General features: G+C 68.8%; 14 protein-coding genes, 6 tRNA genes and 1 riboswitch. Of the genes, 9 read left to right on the top strand and 11 right to left on the bottom strand.

The window, feature by feature from the left end:
* Positions 1-36: 36 nt before the first annotated feature.
* The 3 genes from ABD210_RS21575 (at position 37) to ABD210_RS21565 (ending at position 306) form a co-directional block, all read left to right on the top strand.
* Positions 37-109 (top strand) — tRNA-Gly (locus tag ABD210_RS21575).
* Between the two features lie 33 nt (positions 110-142).
* Positions 143-213 (top strand) — tRNA-Cys (locus ABD210_RS21570).
* A 21-nt stretch (positions 214-234) separates the two neighbouring features.
* Positions 235-306, top strand: a tRNA-Val gene (locus tag ABD210_RS21565).
* Positions 307-531: 225 nt separating this feature from the next.
* On the opposite strand, the gene ABD210_RS21560 is transcribed toward ABD210_RS21565, so the two are convergent.
* Positions 532-987 carry a pyridoxamine 5'-phosphate oxidase family protein gene (locus ABD210_RS21560; RefSeq protein ID WP_344113686.1) on the bottom strand — a complete coding sequence of 152 codons (456 nt, stop codon included), beginning with the start codon at positions 985-987 and terminating at the stop codon, positions 532-534.
* Between the two features lie 114 nt (positions 988-1,101).
* Between ABD210_RS21560 and ABD210_RS21555 the strand changes: the two genes are divergently transcribed.
* From ABD210_RS21555 to ABD210_RS21540, 4 genes are all read left to right on the top strand, one after another.
* Complete coding sequence (locus ABD210_RS21555) at positions 1,102-1,974, top strand: sigma-70 family RNA polymerase sigma factor (RefSeq protein WP_344113685.1); 873 nt, start codon at positions 1,102-1,104, stop codon at positions 1,972-1,974.
* Positions 1,975-2,112: 138 nt separating this feature from the next.
* Positions 2,113-2,185: transfer RNA gene (locus ABD210_RS21550), tRNA-Gly, on the top strand.
* A 43-nt stretch (positions 2,186-2,228) separates the two neighbouring features.
* Positions 2,229-2,299, top strand: a tRNA-Cys gene (locus tag ABD210_RS21545).
* Positions 2,300-2,313: 14 nt separating this feature from the next.
* Positions 2,314-2,385: transfer RNA gene (locus tag ABD210_RS21540), tRNA-Val, on the top strand.
* A 154-nt stretch (positions 2,386-2,539) separates the two neighbouring features.
* On the opposite strand, the gene ABD210_RS21535 is transcribed toward ABD210_RS21540, so the two are convergent.
* The 3 genes from ABD210_RS21535 to ABD210_RS21525 form a co-directional block, all read right to left on the bottom strand.
* Entirely contained in the window at positions 2,540-3,283 is a 744-nt protein-coding gene (locus ABD210_RS21535; RefSeq protein WP_344113683.1) for an SDR family NAD(P)-dependent oxidoreductase, read from the bottom strand.
* Between the two features lie 41 nt (positions 3,284-3,324).
* Positions 3,325-4,398: a ribosome small subunit-dependent GTPase A gene (rsgA, locus tag ABD210_RS21530; protein WP_344113682.1), complete on the bottom strand. Its 1,074-nt coding sequence runs from the start codon at positions 4,396-4,398 to the stop codon at positions 3,325-3,327.
* 154 nt (positions 4,399-4,552) lie between these two features.
* Positions 4,553-5,968 (bottom strand): YihY/virulence factor BrkB family protein, encoded by a 1,416-nt coding sequence (locus ABD210_RS21525; protein ID WP_344113680.1) that lies wholly within the window; start codon positions 5,966-5,968, stop codon positions 4,553-4,555.
* A gap of 18 nt (positions 5,969-5,986) precedes the next feature.
* On the opposite strand from ABD210_RS21525, the gene ABD210_RS21520 reads away from it, so the two are divergent.
* Positions 5,987-7,612: an acyl-CoA dehydrogenase family protein gene (locus ABD210_RS21520; protein ID WP_344113679.1), complete on the top strand. Its 1,626-nt coding sequence runs from the start codon at positions 5,987-5,989 to the stop codon at positions 7,610-7,612.
* 133 nt (positions 7,613-7,745) lie between these two features.
* Positions 7,746-7,828: riboswitch (ZMP/ZTP riboswitch) on the top strand.
* Positions 7,829-7,855: 27 nt separating this feature from the next.
* Positions 7,856-9,304, top strand: coding sequence for a glycine hydroxymethyltransferase (locus ABD210_RS21515; RefSeq protein ID WP_344113677.1), 1,449 nt, complete (start codon positions 7,856-7,858; stop codon positions 9,302-9,304).
* Between the two features lie 133 nt (positions 9,305-9,437).
* On the opposite strand, the gene ABD210_RS21510 is transcribed toward ABD210_RS21515, so the two are convergent.
* The 7 genes from ABD210_RS21510 to ABD210_RS21480 all read right to left on the bottom strand — a co-directional run bounded on the left by ABD210_RS21510 (position 9,438) and on the right by ABD210_RS21480 (position 17,500).
* Positions 9,438-10,550 (bottom strand): cobalamin-independent methionine synthase II family protein, encoded by a 1,113-nt coding sequence (locus ABD210_RS21510; protein ID WP_344113675.1) that lies wholly within the window; start codon positions 10,548-10,550, stop codon positions 9,438-9,440.
* A 64-nt stretch (positions 10,551-10,614) separates the two neighbouring features.
* Positions 10,615-12,837, bottom strand: a complete 2,223-nt coding sequence (locus ABD210_RS21505) for an acetate--CoA ligase family protein (RefSeq protein WP_344113674.1) — start codon at positions 12,835-12,837, stop codon at positions 10,615-10,617.
* Entirely contained in the window at positions 12,825-13,655 is an 831-nt protein-coding gene (locus tag ABD210_RS21500; protein WP_344113672.1) for a CoA-transferase subunit beta, read from the bottom strand. The genes ABD210_RS21505 and ABD210_RS21500 overlap by 13 nt, the downstream gene beginning before the upstream one ends.
* On the bottom strand, positions 13,652-14,572 hold the full coding sequence (locus tag ABD210_RS21495) for a CoA transferase subunit A (RefSeq protein ID WP_344113671.1): 921 nt from the start codon (positions 14,570-14,572) through the stop codon (positions 13,652-13,654). Before ABD210_RS21495 ends, ABD210_RS21500 begins: the two co-directional genes overlap by 4 nt.
* A gap of 9 nt (positions 14,573-14,581) precedes the next feature.
* A complete protein-coding gene (locus ABD210_RS21490) occupies positions 14,582-15,355 on the bottom strand; it encodes an SDR family NAD(P)-dependent oxidoreductase (RefSeq protein ID WP_344113670.1) in 774 nt (257 codons plus the stop codon).
* 29 nt (positions 15,356-15,384) lie between these two features.
* Positions 15,385-16,131: an SDR family NAD(P)-dependent oxidoreductase gene (locus tag ABD210_RS21485; protein ID WP_344113667.1), complete on the bottom strand. Its 747-nt coding sequence runs from the start codon at positions 16,129-16,131 to the stop codon at positions 15,385-15,387.
* 4 nt (positions 16,132-16,135) lie between these two features.
* Positions 16,136-17,500 (bottom strand): FAD-dependent oxidoreductase, encoded by a 1,365-nt coding sequence (locus ABD210_RS21480; protein ID WP_344113666.1) that lies wholly within the window; start codon positions 17,498-17,500, stop codon positions 16,136-16,138.
* Between the last annotated feature and the right edge of the window lie 154 nt (positions 17,501-17,654).

Raw genomic sequence — 17,654 nt, 5'->3', positions numbered from 1 at the left:
CTTCTCGCGCCGAGGGGAACAAAACCCGGTCGCAACGCGGACGTAGCTCAGTTGGTAGAGCGCAACCTTGCCAAGGTTGAGGTCGCCGGTTCGAACCCGGTCGTCCGCTCGGAGAGGGTTCGGCAGGCCAGCTTTCTCACCGGGTGGAGTGGCCGAGAGGCGAGGCAACGGCCTGCAAAGCCGTGTACACGGGTTCGAATCCCGTCTCCACCTCGATACACCCTTGAAGATCTTGGACGATTGGCGCAGCGGTAGCGCGCTTCCCTGACACGGAAGAGGTCACTGGTTCGATCCCAGTATCGTCCACGAAGGCGATAGGCGACGTGTGTCCGCGGAGTGCGCGGACACACGTCGCCTTCGTCATTTGTGCGCCGGCTTCGCCGTCGCGGAGTGGGGGCTTCGCCACCCACACCCCCTTGTCTGTGGTTGGCGTCGTCTGTCGGCTGGCCCCTGTGGTTGGCGTCGCGTGTCGGCTGGCCCCTGTGGTTGGCGTCGCCTGTCGACTGGCCCCCATTGGTTGGCGTCGCCTGGTCAGGCCAGCCATTCGCCGTGTTCCATGATTGTTCTGGCGGCTAGCTCGTTGACCTCGCGCCAGGCTTGGACGCGGTGGGGGGTCACTCGGAAGTAGAGGTAGGGGCTCTTCAGGGTGCGGGGGTCGAAACCGGCCTTTTCTGCGAAGGCGTCGCCGGTCTGCTGGGAGAGGTCTTCGGGGTTGAGGGTTTCGGTGGTGCCGGTGATAAGGACTACGTCGCGGGTTTGGCCGATTGCCAGGTGGATCGGGCTGTTGGCCCGGAGGTTGAGGCTCGTGGGGTTCTTGTGGGCCGTTGACAGGAGAAGCGTTTCGCCGTCCCAGAGGAAGGACAGCGGCATCAGGTACGGCGTGCCGTCCGGGGAGGCGGTGGAGACCCAGGCGTCGACGTCTTCCTGGAGGCGGCGCAGGGTGTCCTGCTTGCGGGTTTCCAGGGGCCGTGGGGCGGGGTCGGTCACGCTCGTCTCCTCTGTCCGGGGTCTAGCAGTGTCACATTCGCGGGTTCCACTACGTCACCACCATGGCGAACACCGGACAGAAGGTGTGACGTCTCCGGATGAAAGAGTGGCCCGATGCAGGAAGACAACTGGCTTGCGGCGCGTTTCGAGGAGAACCGACACCATCTGCGGGCCGTGGCATACCGGATGCTCGGGTCTCAGCAGGAGGCCGAGGACGCCGTCCAGGAATCCTGGATCCGGCTCAGCCGCTCGGACACCGGCTCGATCGACAACCTCGGCGGCTGGCTGACCACCGTAGTCGGGCGGATCTGCCTGGACATGCTGCGCCTGCGCCGCGGACGACCCGAACAGGCGGTCGGGGAACACTCACCCGCGCTGACCGACCACGACGTACCGGATCCGGAGCTGGAAGCCGTGCAGGCGGATTCCGTCGGGCTCGCGTTGCTCGTAGTACTGGAGACTCTGACGCCGGCTGAGCGGCTGGCGTTCGTCCTGCATGACATGTTCGCGGTGCCGTTCGACGACATCGCCCCGATCGTCGGCCGCTCCCCCGCGGCCGCGCGGCAGCTGGCGAGTCGGGCGCGGCGGCGGGTCCAGGGGGCGCCGGAGGTTCCCGACACCGATTCGACCCGGCAGCGCGAGATCGTCGGCGCGTTCCTGGCGGCGTCGCGGGGCGGCGACTTCGAGGCGTTGCTGGAAATGCTCGATCCGGGCGTGGTTCTGCGCGCCGACGACACCGTTGTCGCCATGGGTGGTGCCGTCGCGATGGTGCGCGGCGCCGCGGCGGTCGCCGAGACGTTCTCCGGCCGCGCGAAGGCCGCGAAGCTCGCTCTGGTCGATGGGCTCGCGGGCCTGGTCTGGGCGCATCGTGGCGAGCCGCAGGTCGTGTTCGCGTTCACCGTCACCGACGGCCGGATCACCGCGATCCAACTGCTGGCGGACGCCGAATACCTGCGCGAGGTGGAGGTCACCGCGCTCGAGGCCTAGTGGGGCTGGTGTGACAAAAGGGGCATCCTCCCGCCTGCACGCCGAGTCTGGCGACAAGCCGCATACCCAGTTTCGAAGTGCGCGGAAAGTGCGCTACTGTTCTGCTCTCGCACCGAGCAGAACAAGCTCAGGCGAGATGCGAACGTAGCTCAGTTGGTAGAGCGCAACCTTGCCAAGGTTGAGGTCGCCGGTTCGAACCCGGTCGTTCGCTCGGAACAGGTCGGTGGGCTGAGACTTTCGGTCTGGGACTCTCTGGTGGAGTGGCCGAGAGGCGAGGCAACGGCCTGCAAAGCCGTGTACACGGGTTCGAATCCCGTCTCCACCTCGATACACCAACTTGGACGATTGGCGCAGCGGTAGCGCGCTTCCCTGACACGGAAGAGGTCACTGGTTCGATCCCAGTATCGTCCACACGAACAGAGGGCTCCTGGAATCCAGGAGCCCTCTCGGCGTTACTCCCGTACTGCGCGGGCGGCGACATGATCAAGAACATAGGACGTGACCGCAACAACCTGAGACACCTTGTTTCCAAGGCTTTTCCCGTACTGCGGGGCGCCGTCGGACCTCACATGCGCAGGTGAGAGCCGCCGTTGAAGTCGAGCACGGTGCCGGTGGCGAATTCGGCCTCGGGTGACGCCAGGTAGAGGACCGCGGCGGCGACCTCGTCCGGTGAGGCCACGCGCTCGAGCGGACTCTCGAGTCGCCGGCGGTCATACCCGTCGCCGGTGAGCGCCTCGGCTGCCATGTCGGTGGTCGTCCAGCCGGGCGCGATGGTGGTCACGGCGATCCCCTCCGGACCGAGTGCCCGGGCGAGTGACTGACCGAACGACACCAGCGCCGCCTTGCTCGCGCCGTACGCGGGCTGGTTCGGTTCCCCCCGAAACGCGCCGCGGGACGATACGTTGACGATCCGCCCGCCGCGGCCCATATGCCGCACCGCGCACCACGTGACGTTGGCGGCGCCGATCAGATTCACCCCGAGCGTGCCGGACCACGCACGCTGCCACTCTTCGTACGACGACTTCCGGATCGGATGCGGCTCGTAGATGCCGGCGTTGTTCACCAGTACGTCGATGCTGCCCAGACCTGAGGCGACTCCCTCGACCATCTGCTGGATCTCCGCCGGGTCCGCGAGGTCGGCGTGCGCCAGGACGTGCCCCTCCCCCGGCAACTCCTTCAGCACGGCCTCGGCCGACTCCAGCGATGAGCCGTAATGCACGGCGACTCGATCACCGGCAGCCGCGAACGCCCTCGCCACGGCCGCGCCGATTCCTCGTGATGCTCCGGTCACCAGCACTGCACGGCTCATGCCGCCGAGTCTTTCATCCGGCGTCATGGCCGACGCGGGGCCTATCGGCGGGGCTTGGAGTCGCGGCGGTAGTCCTTGGTCTGGCGGGCCCACGCCTTCTTGGCTTCGGCCCGCAACCGCAGGTCAGTACGCCGCGCCATGAATGCTGCCTCGCGCTGCAGCTTCTTCCAGCTCTCGTAGCGGCGCACTGGCAGGCTGCCGTCCTCCAGAGCCGCCTGTACTGCGCAGCCGGGTTCGGTCACGTGCGCGCAGTCCGTGAACCTGCACTGCTCGGCCAGAGCCGTGACGTCGGGGAATGCCGCCGCTAGGCCCTCGCCGGACTCCTGCAGCCCGATTCCCCGCAGCCCGGGCGTATCAATGACGACGCCACCCCCGGGCAGCAGGATCAGCTCACGCCGTACAGACGTGTGCCGGCCCTTGCCGTCCTCGCGGATTGCCTGCACGTCTAGAAGCTCCACACCGGCCAGTGCGTTCACCAGGGACGACTTGCCGGCGCCACTGACGCCTAGGAGAGCCATGGTGGCGTTGTCGTCCAGGAGAGCTCGGACAGCTTCCAGGCCTTCTCCTGTCGTCGCACTGCACACCAGTACGTCGGCACCGGGTGCTGCGGTCGCCACGTCCTCAGCCACGGAGTCCGCGTCTATCACCAGATCAGCCTTGGTCAGTACTACGACCGGCCGCGCGCCGCTCTCCCACGCCAGAGCGAGGAAGCGCTCGATGCGGCCGATGTTCGGCTCCGGCTCGAGCCCGACCACGATCGCGATCACGTCGACGTTCGCGGCGAGCACCTGGCCCCTGGACGTACCGCTGGCCTCGGCCCGCACTATCGCAGTACGGCGTGGAGCGAGGGCTTCGACGGTGATGCGGTCGTCCGGCCAGTGCCGCAGCGCGACCCAGTCCCCTGTGCAAGGGGTCGCTTGCGGCTCGACGGCAATGGCCGCGAGCACGCCGCCGGACCAGGTCGCACGGACCGGACCGTCCTCGGTGAGCACGGTGGACAGGCCTTTGTCGACCCGTACTACGCGGCCCCGCACGAGCTCGGCGGAACCGGGAACTGAGTTCAGGTAGTCGGCCGTGGTGCTGTCGAGACCCAGGGCCCGGAGTTCTGCTGACATCGTGCGACGAACCTTTCAAGAGGTCCGGCCGCGAGATCAGCTCAGCGGACGGACGGTGCGGGAGGCTGCGGCCCGGAAGGCCTGATCGAAGCTCATGTGGGTCGTCATCTCCCTTCTCTGTCTGCCGTCGGGCTGACGGACTGTCGCGATGTCCTCAGCGTATGTCGTCGCGCTCAGCCCGCGCACCGGGTTTTCCGACCGGCGCCGGCTTCCGATCCGTGGGGGGCTTCCGCTCGCCGGCCGTCCCCGCCTTTCCGTCCGCTTCCGGCTGCCCGGCTGCTTCCGCACCCGCCGCTTTCGGCTCCCCGGCCGCTTCCGCACGCGCCGCTTCCGCCTCCCTGGCCGCTCCCGCACCCGCCGCTCCCGTAACCGCCGCTTCCGGCTCCCCGGCCGCTCCCGCACCCGCCGCTTCCGCAACCGCCGCATCCGCCGCCGTCGCTTCCACCGCGGTCACCTCCACCGCGGTCACCTCTACGACGGTCGCTTCGGCCACCACCGGAACGGGCTCCCCCGCGGGTGCTGCGCCAGGCTCTTTCTCTTCTGCAGATCCACCAAGGGCTTCGACGGCGCGGGCGATGTTCACCTCAGGGCGCCGCTCGGTCGGCGCGACGGCCTCCTCGTGATGAACCTCGGATTCGGCCTTCATCACCGGCTCGTGCTCCGCGGCTTGGTCCTGGGGGGTCTTGTTCGGCCACAACCGGTCCACCACCGCGTTCAGTGCCGCCCCGATCAGCACCGCGATCGCCGACATGTAAAGCCACATCAGCACGGCGATCGGCGCCGCCAGCGGCCCGTAGATCGACGTCCCGCCGACCGTGCTCTGCAGGATCCAGCGCAGCACGAAGCTCCCGAGGATCCAGATCGACAGCGCGAGGAACGACCCGGGCAGATCCGACACCCACGGCGTCCGGACCGGGACCGACAGGTGGTACAGGGTGTTCAGGAAGCCCGCCGACAGGATCGTCACGACCGGCCAGTACAGCTGGTTCAGGAAGTCGACCCGCTGCGGCAGCAGCGCGTCGACCGCGTTCGGCCCGGCCAGCACCAGTGGCAGCACGATGACGCCGATGACGAGGGCACCGCAGTACAGGCTGAACGACAGCGCCCGGGTGCGGACGATGCCGCGCTTACCGCCCATCCCGTACATGATCGTGATGGTGTCGACGAAGACATTCAGCGCGCGGCTGCCGGACCACAGCGCCAGCAGGAAACCGATCGAGATGACGTCCGGACGGCCGCCGTCGAGCACTTTGTCGATCGTCGGCACGATCACGTCGCTGACCGACTGCGCGGTCAACGCGCGGCCGGCCAGCTCGGCGATCTGCGACTTGATGTTGTCGATCGTCTCGACCGCGAAGAACTGGTCGGCGATGAAGCCGATGCTGCCGGCCAGCCCGAAGATCAGTGGCGGCAGCGACAGGATGGCGAAGAAGGCCGCCTCCGCCGCAAGCCCGGTGACGCGGTAGCGCAGGCAGACGCCGACGGTCTGGGTGATCAGCTTCCAGGTCGTCCCGGGGAGTCGTCGGGCCCAGTCGAATGAGACGGAGGTCTCGGACCCAGAGCGTGCCATACCGCTTACCGTACTGACATGGCGGACCCTTTTGCGGTAACGAATCAGGCTGCCCCATGTCAGGGGGTGAACTTCTTCACCAGGGACGCGGCACTCGGTGACGCTCTGCGTCCGTACGCCGACCTCGGCGGGGATCCGGGACTGGTCGCGATCGGAGAACTCGCGGGATCGCAGGAAGCGCTCTCTCATGCTCTCCCGGCAAACCAGAACCCGCCGGTGCTGCGCACGCATGACCGCTACGGCAACCGCATCGACGAGGTCGAGTTCCACCCGTCCTGGCACTGGCTGATGGACAAGGCCGTCGGCTTCGGCCTCCAGGCCGCGCCCTGGACCAGCGACAGCCCGTCACCGCACCTCACCCGCGCTGCCGGCTTCTACCTCTGGTCGCAGGTCGAGCCCGGCCACGGCTGCCCCATCTCGATGACCTACGCCGCGGTCCCAGCGCTCAAGGCCTCCCCCGAACTCGCCGCCGAGTGGATCCCCGGCCTCGCCGCCACGTCGTACGACGCTCGCCGGCTGAGGTCGGCCGACAAGGCGGGGGTGCTGGCGGGCATGGGGATGACCGAGAAGCAGGGTGGTTCCGACGTTCGGGCCAACCTGACGACCGCGACTCCGTCAGGGTCCGCCGACGAGTACCTGCTGAACGGGCACAAGTGGTTCTGCTCGGCTCCACAGGTGGATGTGTTCCTCGTCCTCGCGCAAGCGCCCGAGGGGCTGAGCTGCTTCGTGGTCCCGCGAGTTCTTGCCGACGGCAACCGGAATACGTTTGCCCTGCAGCGGTTGAAGGACAAGCTCGGGAACCGGTCGAACGCGTCCAGCGAGGTGGAGTTCCACGGCACGATCGGCTACCGCCTCGGCGACGAAGGGGCCGGTGTCCGCACGATCATCGAGATGGTGGCGGCCACCCGCCTGGACTGCGTGCTCGGCTCGGCCGCGCTGATGCGCCGGGCGCTGGTCGAGGCGACCTGGCACACGTCGCACCGCAGCGCCTTCGGTGGGTTGCTGCGGGACAAGCCGGCGATGCAGAACGTGCTCGCCGATCTCGCGCTCGAGAGCGAAGCAGCAACCGCTCTCTCGATGCGGCTGGCCGCAGCTGTGGACGCCTCCCTTGCTGGCGACGAGCAGGCCGCGGCTTTCCGGCGGATCGCGTTGCCGCTGGCGAAGTTCTGGGTGTGCAAGCGGACCTCGATGATGGTGGCCGAGGCGCTCGAGTGCCTGGGCGGGAACGGGTATGTCGAGGAGTCCGGGCTGCCCCTGCTGTTCCGCGAGTCCCCGCTCAACTCGATCTGGGAAGGTTCCGGCACGGTCAACGCTCTCGACGTACTCCGAGCGCTCCGGCGGCCGGAGTCGCTCGAGGCCTGGCTGCTGGAGGTCGGGTCTGCCCGGGGTGCGGATCACCGCTTGGACGCGGCCGTGACCGACGTACTGGAAGCGCTCTCCGACATTTCTGAGGCTGAGGCGGGCGCGCGACGCCTGGCGGCCCGGATGGCCGTCTGCCTGCAGGCGTCGCTGCTGATCCGCTACTCCACCCCGGAGGTCGCCGACGCCTTCGTCGCCTCCAGGCTGGCCGGCGACTGGGGCGGCGTCTTCGGCACCCTCCCCCGCACCACCCCCTTCACCACCATCGTCGACCGCATCCTCTAGCCGCTTGCGTCCGAAGAAGTGAGGGTCCTGCCCCGCGGTTGTTCGGACGCAACTGTCCCGCGGTTGTTCGGACGCAACTGTCCCGCGGTTGTTCGGACGCAACTGAGTGCGGCGGCCGCCGTACGCGCTAGGGTTACGGCGTCGCGACTGGCGCTGAGGTGGGAACGACCACCGGGGAGCGAGAAGACGCCGGCACCGTGCGCCTGGGTGCCGCGACCGAGTGCAACCTCAGGAGAGACGAAGATGACTCAACCCTTCGATGCTGCCGCCGCATCGGCCGCGTACCGCAACGCACTTGAGGTGATCGGGGCGGTCGAGCCCACCGTCGCCGGTGCGATCAAGGCCGAACTGGCCGACCAGCGGTCCTCGCTGAAGCTGATCGCGAGCGAGAACTACGCCTCCCCGGCGACGCTGCTGACGATGGGCAACTGGCTGTCCGACAAGTACGCCGAGGGCACCATCGGGCACCGCTTCTACGCCGGCTGCCAGAACGTCGACACCGTCGAGCAGGCCGCGGCGGATCACGCGAGAGCGCTCTTCGGCGCTCCGCACGCCTATGTCCAGCCGCACTCCGGGATCGACGCCAACCTGGTCGCGTTCTGGGCGATCCTGGCCCAGCGGATCGAGTCCCCCGCACTGGCCGAGGTGGGCGCGAAGCACGTCAACGACCTGTCCGACGAGGACTGGGCCAAGCTCCGCAGGGCGCTCGGCGACCAGAAGATGCTCGGCATGTCGCTCGACGCCGGCGGCCACCTGACGCACGGATTCCGGCCGAACATCTCCGGCAAGATGTTCAACCAGAGCTCCTACGGGACCGACCCGGAGACCGGTCTGCTGGACTACGACAAGGTCGCCGCGACGGCCCGTGAGTTCAAGCCGCTGATCCTGATCGCCGGCTACTCGGCGTATCCGCGCAGGGTGGACTTCGCCAAGATGCGCGAGATCGCGGACGAGGTCGGCGCCACCCTGATGGTCGACATGGCGCACTTCGCCGGGCTCGTCGCCGGCAAGGTTTTCACCGGCGACTTCGACCCGGTCCCGTTCGCGCACGTGACCACGACCACCACGCACAAGTCCTTGCGCGGCCCCCGTGGCGGCATGGTGCTGTGCCAGCCGGAGTACGCCGACGCCGTCGACCGCGGTTGCCCGATGGTGCTCGGTGGTCCGCTGGGCCAGGTGATGGCCGCGAAGGCCGTCGCTCTCGCCGAGGCGCGTCAGCCTTCGTTCCAGACGTACGCGCAGGCTGTCGCGGACAACGCGGTGGGCCTGGCGGAGGGCCTGATGAAGCGTGGCGTCAAGCTCGTCACGGACGGCACGGACAACCACCTCGTGCTGCTGGACGTCTCGTCGTACGGGATCACCGGCCGGCAGGCCGAGTCCGCGCTGCTCGACGCGGGCATCGTGACGAACCGGAACGCGATCCCCCGCGACCCGAACGGCGCCTGGTACACCTCCGGTGTCCGGATCGGTACGCCGGCGCTGACCACCCGCGGGTTCGGCCTGGACGAGTTCGACCGGGTCGCGGACCTGATGGTCGACGTGCTGTCCAGCGTCACGCCGACGACCACCTCGGCCGGTGCTCCGTCGAAGGCGAAGTACGTGCTCGCCGACGGCGTGGCCGACAAGGTCCGTGCCGCCTCCGCCGAACTGCTCGACAAGCACCCGCTCTACCCGGGCCTCGACCTGAACTGAGACCGGTGCGCAGGGTCTGCCGAAGTTGACCGAGACGCGCTAGCCCCCCGGCCGACTCCCGATCGGTCGGAGGGCTGGCGCGGGAGCGGGCCCGGGGGTAGGTAAACCCGCTCGCCACCGCAGTGGTAGCTCGTTACTTGTTGTCGGCGGCAAGTTCCTCGCGGACGATGGCGGCGCCGTCTGCCAATGCGCGCAGCTTGCCCGCTGCGATCATCCTGGGCAGGTTGATCAGCCCGCAGTCCGTCGACAGCCCCAGCCTCTCGGCGGGAACGAACTCCAGCACCGAACGGATCCGGTCGGCCACCTCGTCGGCGGTCTCGGTCACGGTGCTCTTGACGTCCACCACGCCGGCCACGAAGGCCTTGGACCACTCGTGGTCGACCAGCGGCTTGAGGTCGTCCGGGCCGGTCCGGCCCACCTCGTAGTTCAACGCGTCGATGTTGGCGTCGAGCACCTTCGGGAAGATCGCGTGCGCCCGTTCCGGCGCCGAGGCCGTGGTCGGCCGGTGGTCCAGCACCCAGGCGCCGAACTCGCGCTCCTCGTCATCGGGGAAGTACCCCGGCGTGCCCGAGTAGTTGCCCCAGCAGGTGTGCACCCAGAACTGGCAGTCGGCACCCTCCATCGCGGTGTTGAGTACCTCGACCTCCCAGTCGCCCATCCCGTACGGCCAGACGAACTCGTCCACCTGGATGATGTCGCACCCGTTGTCGGCAAGCTCCTTGAAGTCCTCGTTGAACGACTTGGCGATCGCCAGCGCGAGTTCCTTGGTCTCCTTGTAGTACTGGTTGTTCGTCGCGGCGGCGAGCACCTGGATGCCGGTGTAGGAGATCTTCACCGGCTTCTTCGTCGCCTTCCGCACCGCTCGCAGATTGGCCAGGTGGAACGGGTGCTCCCGGCGCACCTCGCCGACGCAGGTCGGGGCGAAGAGCGTGGAGTAGATGGGCAGCCCGATCGGTGGACCAGAGAGCTTGTAACCGGTCATGCGCTCGACATAGTGGTAGAGGATCTGGCCGTACGGCGAGTCGCCGCCGTACACCTTGCCGTCACTGATCACGTCGATCCCGGCGGCCTCCTGGTCGTGCACGATCGCGCCGACCGCGTCCTCGAAGGCCTCGCGGCTGATCGCGTCGAAGATGAACTCACCCTTGGGGAAGACCGCGAAGGCCTGCCCGTCGTACCAGCGGGGGTTGGGGTAGTTGCCCACCATCGTGGTGGGAAGCAGCACGTCCTGCGTTCCGACTAGCATTTTGGCCCCTTTCACCGGAGGCCCGACTCTCCGGTTGTTTGTCGGTGACGCCTCAGCCCGAACGCTACGACGGGCGGCGTCGCGTTTCTCCGGCGTGACGGGGCGAATCCTGGGGGCGTTCCTGGTCCTGGCCGGGCGGATTCTCGACCAGGATCCGCCAATCCACGGCGACGCAGCCGTCAGGTGCGGCGAGCACCGGGTTGAGGTCGAGCTCGGCGATCTCAGGCGTCGTGACGAGCAGGTCGCCGACCGCGGTGATCACGGCGGCCACTGCGTCGAGGTCGATCGGTTCAGCACCGCGAGCACCGGCCAACACCGGATAGCCGCGCAGTTTGCCGACCAGACCGCGCGCGGCTTCGTGGTTCAGTGGGGCGAGGCCCAGTGCGGTGTCGTCGAGCGCCTCGACGAAGATTCCGCCGAGGCCGACCAGCACTGTCGGGCCGAACTGTGGATCACGGAGGCCGCCGACGATGAGCTCCGTGCCGGGGACCTGCGGCTGTACGAGGACTGCGGCGCCGGAGGCGAGCATCAGCAACTCGGCGGCAGCGGCCTGAACCGCCGACGGATCGCCGAGGTCAAGGCGCACCCCGCCCGCCTCGGTCTTGTGCAGGAGAGTTGGGTGAACCGCCTTCACCACAACGGGATAGCCCAGGTCGTCGGCGGCGACCACAGCGTCCGCGGCGGTTCCGCAGATTCGGCCGGCAACCGTCTGGATTCCCGTCCCGGCCAACACTTCAGCAGCAGCGTCGATGCCTAGCCACCCCGGCGCCAAAGCAGGCCCGGGCACGCCAGCCAAAGCCGACCCAGCCGAAGCCGACCCCAAAGCCGACCCAGCCGAAGCCGAACCAGCCGAAGCCGCTACCGATCCCGCGGCCGGACCGACCGCACCAGCACTGGCAGGCGCCCGCGCCTCGCCGTACCGGGCAGCGTGCCCGAGCGCCCGCGCGGTGCGTTCAGGCCACTCGAAGCAAGGCACGCCCCCTGCTTGGAGCAGGTCGGCATTCGGCCGCGAGGTCCTGGGCGCCACCCAACACACATAGACAGGCACCCGCACGCCGTCAGCACGCAGGCGGTCCACAGCATCACGGATCCCCATGGCGACCCGCTCGTCACTCGCCGAGCGCTGGAGCAGAACGGGCACGACGGCGTCGACCTCACCGGAACGAGCCAACCGATCCACCAACAGCGGATACAGCTCGGCGAACCGGCTCCACACCGGCGTGAGGTCCACCGGATTGCCAGGGCTGGCGAGCGGCGGCAACAACAGCCGCAGCTCGTCCTGCAACTTCACCGACAGCTCTGGTACTTCGAGTCCCTCATCGGCGAGCAGATCGGTCAGCTCGACGCCGGTGCCACCCGAATTCGTGATGACCGCGACCCTGCGGCCCACGGGCGGCGGCTGGCTGTCGAGCGCACGCGCGACGTCCATCATCTCCAGGCCCGACCGGACCAGGATCACCCCGGCCTGCTCGAACGCCGCGCGCCAGACCCGCTCGCTGCCTGCAAGCCCCGCGGTGTGCGACCGCGCCGCGCGGACCCCGTCGACCGAGCGGCCGGTCATGGCGACGATCACCGGCTTACGAGGAGTCGCGCGACAGGCCGCCTCGAAGAAGGCACGACCGTCGGGAAGCGACTCGAGGAAGAAGCACAGCGTTCGGCTGGCCCCGTCGTCGGCGAGGTAGCGCAACAACTCGGCGTCGCCGATGTCCGCCTTGTTCCCGGCCGCGTAGACCTTGGCGAAGCCGATCTGCTCGTCGAGACCGAGCGAGTGGATGGCCATGCCGTACGCACCCGACTGGGTGACGAGACTGATCCCGCCGCCGCCTCGCGGAGTTCCGGCGGCCATCGACGCGTTGAGGGGAAGGTCGCAGTTCTGGACTCCGAAGCAGTTCGGGCCCACGATCCGTACGCCGCCCGCGCGTGCCGCTGCGACCAGCTCGTCGTGGAGGCGGATGCCTCCCGGGCCGGCCTCGGCGAAGCCACCACTGATGACGATCGCAGCGGACACACCCTTGGCCGACGCGTCACGGATGACCGCCGGAACACCAGCGGCGGGCACCACGACGACCGCGAGGTCGATCTCGCCCTCCACGTCCCGCAGGGTCGGATAGGCCTTGTGCCCCGCCACGGTCTCGGCCGAGGACGTGACCGGAACCACCTCGCCGGGGAAGCTCGCCAGGTTCCGCCAGAAGAGCTCGCCGGTCTTGCCGGGCTGGTCGGACGCTCCGACCAGTGCGACGCGCCGCGGCTCGAACACCGCGGACAGATCGCCTTTCAGCACAGGCATCCAGCCTTCTCACCATGGGTGAAGGTACGGCGCAGCTCCTCCGGCGCGAACTCCGAGCGGCGTACCCCGAGGGGATCGACCGCCCGGAGCGCGGCGATCTCGGCCGCACTCGGCATCGGCACGACCCGCAAGTCCGCGGCGACTCGCAGCTCGAAGCCGGTCGCCGCCATGACCTGCTCGACACCGACGTCCGGGAACACCTGGCGGAGCCGGGCCTGCCCTTGTTCGTCATAGTCGAAGACACCCAGCTCGGTCACGAGCCACTCGGGACCACCGCCGGTGAATCCCAGCTCGGCGCGAGTCCCCTCGGACGTGCGGTGACCCATGTCGGTGACGAAGTCGCAGTGCTCGACGAGCGCGCGGCCCGAACGATGCCGCGTCGTCCAGAGCGTCAGGTGCCCGATGGTCGCCGCGAGGTTGCAGCCGCCGCCACCCCCGCCGAGCTTCACCTTCGGCCGGCCGGGCGGACCGATCGCCGTCACATTGGTGTTGCCGTAGGCATCGATCTGCCCGCCGGACAGGAACATCCGGTCGACGTCACCACGAAGCGCCGCGTCGAAGAACTCCTCGAAACGCATCCGGTACGACGCCTCGCGCTGCAGGCTGAGGTCGTTGCCGGTCGGCGGGATGAACGGCGGATCCGGGTTGACCGCATAGGTGGCGCCCTCGACCAGCAGCATGTCCCGCGCGGAGGTGTGCCGGGCGACGTGCATCGCCACCTGGGCGCAAGGACTGCCGAAGCCGTGGAAGACGACCTCGCGGTCGCGGATCGTCCGGGCGAGGGCCACCACGAACCACTCGTCGATCGAGAAGGTCATCGGAACAGCTCCTTCCACGCCTCCGTCGAGGCGGACCAGCTCCCGATGGCAGCCAGCCGCTCCTCACCGATGACCTTGCGATAGGCCTCCTCGGTCGGCGTACCGGTGACGTAGCGGTCCAGGTACGCGGTCAGGTCGGCCTCGCCGGCGGTGGCCGCTTGCACGTACTGCGCCAGGTGCGGCCGGTCGTAGGCATAGTGCGGATAGCACGAGCTGGGATGAGCCCCGTACGGGACCTCGGCCACCGCCGTCACGAGGTGGCCCGGGATGGTCACACCGGCCTCGGCCACTTCTGAGGTGGACGCGATGCGCTCGACGGTCGCGATGACATTGCGGGACGCGGCGGCGAAACGCTCGTCGAGCACGTACGGCTGGTCCAGGTGGAGATTGCCCCGACGGTCCCCGAGCGGCGCGTGGATCAGCGCGACGTCCGGCCGCAGCGGCGGTACGACAACCAGGATCTCGCCGGTGAACGGGCAGGTGACCTCGCCGTACTCAGGGTGGAGACGCCGGATGTCGGAACCCTTCACCCCGCGTACCGGCAGGAACGGAACGCCGAACTCGGCCGCGCGCAGTTGGGTGAGGATGGTGCCGCAACAGCTCTCGCGGATCTCGATCGTCCCGGTCTGGGCCGCGCGCCGATAGGCCGGTGCGAGCCCGAAGTCCTGCTCGAAGCCGACATAGCTCTCCTCGCAGATCGCGACCGAACCGGTGGCGACGAGCAGGTCGACGTCGATGCCGTGGGCGGAGCCGACGACATGCAGGCCTCGGCGGCCCTGCCGGATCAGCTCCCGGACCAAGGCCATCGGCAGCCGCGCCGACAACCCGCCACCCAGGGCGACCAGCGCCCCGTCGGTCACGACTGCCGCGGCTCGGTCAAGATCGACGAGCTTGTCGGGGTCGAGGTGAAAGGTCATCGGACTCTCCTACTGCGCCGTCATGCCGCCGTCGGCGGTCACGATCGAGCCGGTCATGAAGGACGCCTCGTCGCTGGCCAGGAACAGCGCCACCCGGGCGATCTCCTCCGGCGTGCCGAGCCGGCCGATCGGATACTTGACCACGGTCTTGGCCAGGCCGGCCTCGAGGTCGCCATCACCGCGAGCACGCAGCATCGGCTCCATCAGGGGTGTGAACACCGTGCCCGGGCAGATGGCGTTGACCCGGATCCGGCGGGCCGCGAGGTCGATCGCCATCGAGCGCGTCAGCGCGACGACCGCCCCTTTGGCGGCGCAGTACGCCGCGAAGTTGGGCACGGCGACCAAGCCGGCGACCGAACCCTGGTTGACGATCGCGCCGCCACCGGCGGACTCGAGGTACGGGACTGCGGCACGTGAGCACAAGAAAGTGCCCTTGGCATTGACCGCGAAGCAGCGATCCCAGTCGTCCTCGGTCGCGTCCGCGACTGAACCCGAACTGTTCACCCCGGCGTTGTTGTAGACAACGTCGAGCCGGCCCAGTTCGCCGACGGCTCGCGCGACCGCAGATTCCACCTCCTCGGCCACCGCGACGTTGGCGGCCAGCGCCACCGCCCGGCCACCGCCGGCTGTGATCTTGCCGACCGTCTCCTCCGCGGCTTCAGTGACGAGGTCGACCACCGCCACCGCTGCGCCCTCGGCGGCGAACAGTTCCGCCGCCGCTCGCCCGATCCCCGAGCCGGCGCCGGTGATCAGCGCCACCCTGCCGTCCAGTCTTCCTGTCATGTCAGTCCGTCCGTTCATGTCCGAGTTGGTCAGAGAGCGGTCCAGCCGCCGTCGAGAACGAGGGTGTGGCCGGTCAGGTAGACCAGCCGATCGGAGGCGAGCAACGCGATGGCCTCGGCGATCTCGTCAGGCTGAGCCACCCGGCCCAGCGGGATCTTCGACTCGACCTGGGCCCGGAGGTCCGGCTGGTCGAGCCGCCACTTCGTCATCGGCGTCTCGACCATGCCTGGACAGACGGCGTTGGCCCGGATGCCCGCAGCGGCGTAATCGACCGCCAGAGACTTGGTGAACATCACCGCCGCGCCCTTGGAAGTGGTGTACGCCGCCCTGCCTGGGAAGGCGATCAGACCGGCTACCGAGGCCACGGTGATCACGTGCCCGTTGCCTTGAGCAAGCATTGTCGGCAACGCTGCCCGGGTGCAGAGGAACGGCCCGCGGACATTGACGGCCTGTACCCGGTCCCACTCCTCGACCGGCGTCTGGTGGCAGTTCGTGGCAGCAGCCGACCCGGTGATACCGGCGTTGTTGACCAGTACGTCGATGCGGCCGAAGGTGTCCACGATCTGCGTGAACGCCCGCTCGACGGCGTACGCGTCGGTCACGTCGACGCGGAGCGCGAGCTTGGCCTCCCCGGTCGTATCGCCGACGTCGAGGACGGCAACGCGGAAGCCGTCCGCGACGAGCCGCGCGACGGTCGCCTGGCCGATACCTGACGCGCCGCCGGTGACGACCGCCACGCGACTCTCGTCGACCGAACCCAACTGCTCGGCTGCCATGATTTCAGGCCGGTACTGCGGCGTCGCGCGCGCTCGTGGTCGCGGCTTGGGCGGCGAGCAAGATCGGTTCGTAGACGGGCGCGTACGGCGGGGCGTAGGACAGGTCGAGCGCGAGCAGGTCCTCGATGCTGAAGCCGGCCTGCAACGCAACGGCGACGACATCGATTCGCTTGGCGACACCTTCTCCGCTGCCGACGAGCTGAGCTCCGAGCAACCGGCCACCACTCTCGTGCACCAGCCGCACGCTCACCGGCCCAGCGCCGGGGTAGTACTTCGCGCGGGACCGGCCGAGCGCATCGGTAGCGACCGCATGCATTCCTTCGGCCTCGGCCTCCGCGAGCGTAAGCCCAGTACGGGCGACAGCGAGATCGAAGACCTTGACGACTGCGGTTCCGACGACTCCGGGGAACGTGGCCTCGCCACCCGCGGCAACCGTGCCGGCCACCCGCCCGGTCTTGTTGGCCGCAGGTCCCAGCGGCACGAACGCAGGCCGGCCGAGCACCCGGTGGTACGGCGCGATGCAGTCCCCCGCAGCGAGAACGTCCGGGAGGGAGGTGCGCATGCTGTCGTCCACCAGCAGCGCACCGCCCGGTCCAGTGATCGCCCCCGCGGCAGCGGCGACACTCGCAGCTGGCCGCACTCCGGCTGCGACCACCACGGCGTCAACCGGAACGACCTGTCCGTCGATCAAAGCGTCGAGCCCGTCGTCGGTACTACGGATCGCGTCGACGCGGGAGCCGAGGCGCAGGTCCACGCCCTGGCGGCGTACCTCCTCCTCGACCAGCGCGGCGATCGGCGGGTCGAGGTTCGGCATCACCCTCGGCAACTCCTCCGCCACGGTGACGACCACCCCACGCTGGACCAGCGCCTCCGCCATCTCCAGGCCGATGTAACCGGCACCGATGACCAGAGCGCGCCCGACATGTCCCGCGTCGAGCAGGCTCCGCAGGCTGATCGCATCCTCCAGCGTGCGCACGGTGAACACGTGGTCGTTGTCGATGCCCGGGATCGGCGGTAGCGACGGGCTCCCACCTGCGGCCACGATCAGCCGGTGATAGCCGAGCCGGTGCTCGCGGCCGTCCTCGCGGTAGTGAATGACGTGCTTGTCCGGCTCGAGCCGCGTCGCCCGGGTCTGCAGGCGCAGGTCGAGCCGACGCTTCTCACGGAAGAACGCCGGCGGGTAGGCGACCAGCGCGTCGGCCCGGGCCACGGTGCCGCTGAGGAAGTAGGGCAGCCCACACATGCCGTACGCCGAATAGCCGCCCGCCTCGAGCACGACGATCTCGAGCGCGGGATCGACCCGCCGAGCTGCGGAGGCGGCGGACATCCCGGCCGCACCACCGCCGACCACTACCAGTCGCTGGCTCATGGCACACCTCCCTGACTGGCTCGAACGCTAGGTACGAGACGGCGGAGCATCCATGGCCCGGCGGGGCGAAGGATCACCCGGAGTTCGTCCAGCAGGGACACAGACGGCGGCAAGCCCCCGAACTAGCTTCGAGGCGAAGCCAACGACTGGAGGT

It is taken from the genome of Kribbella alba, assembly GCF_039529635.1.
GTDB lineage: Bacteria > Actinomycetota > Actinomycetes > Propionibacteriales > Kribbellaceae > Kribbella > Kribbella alba.
This window is presented reverse-complemented; position numbering and strand designations above follow the sequence as displayed.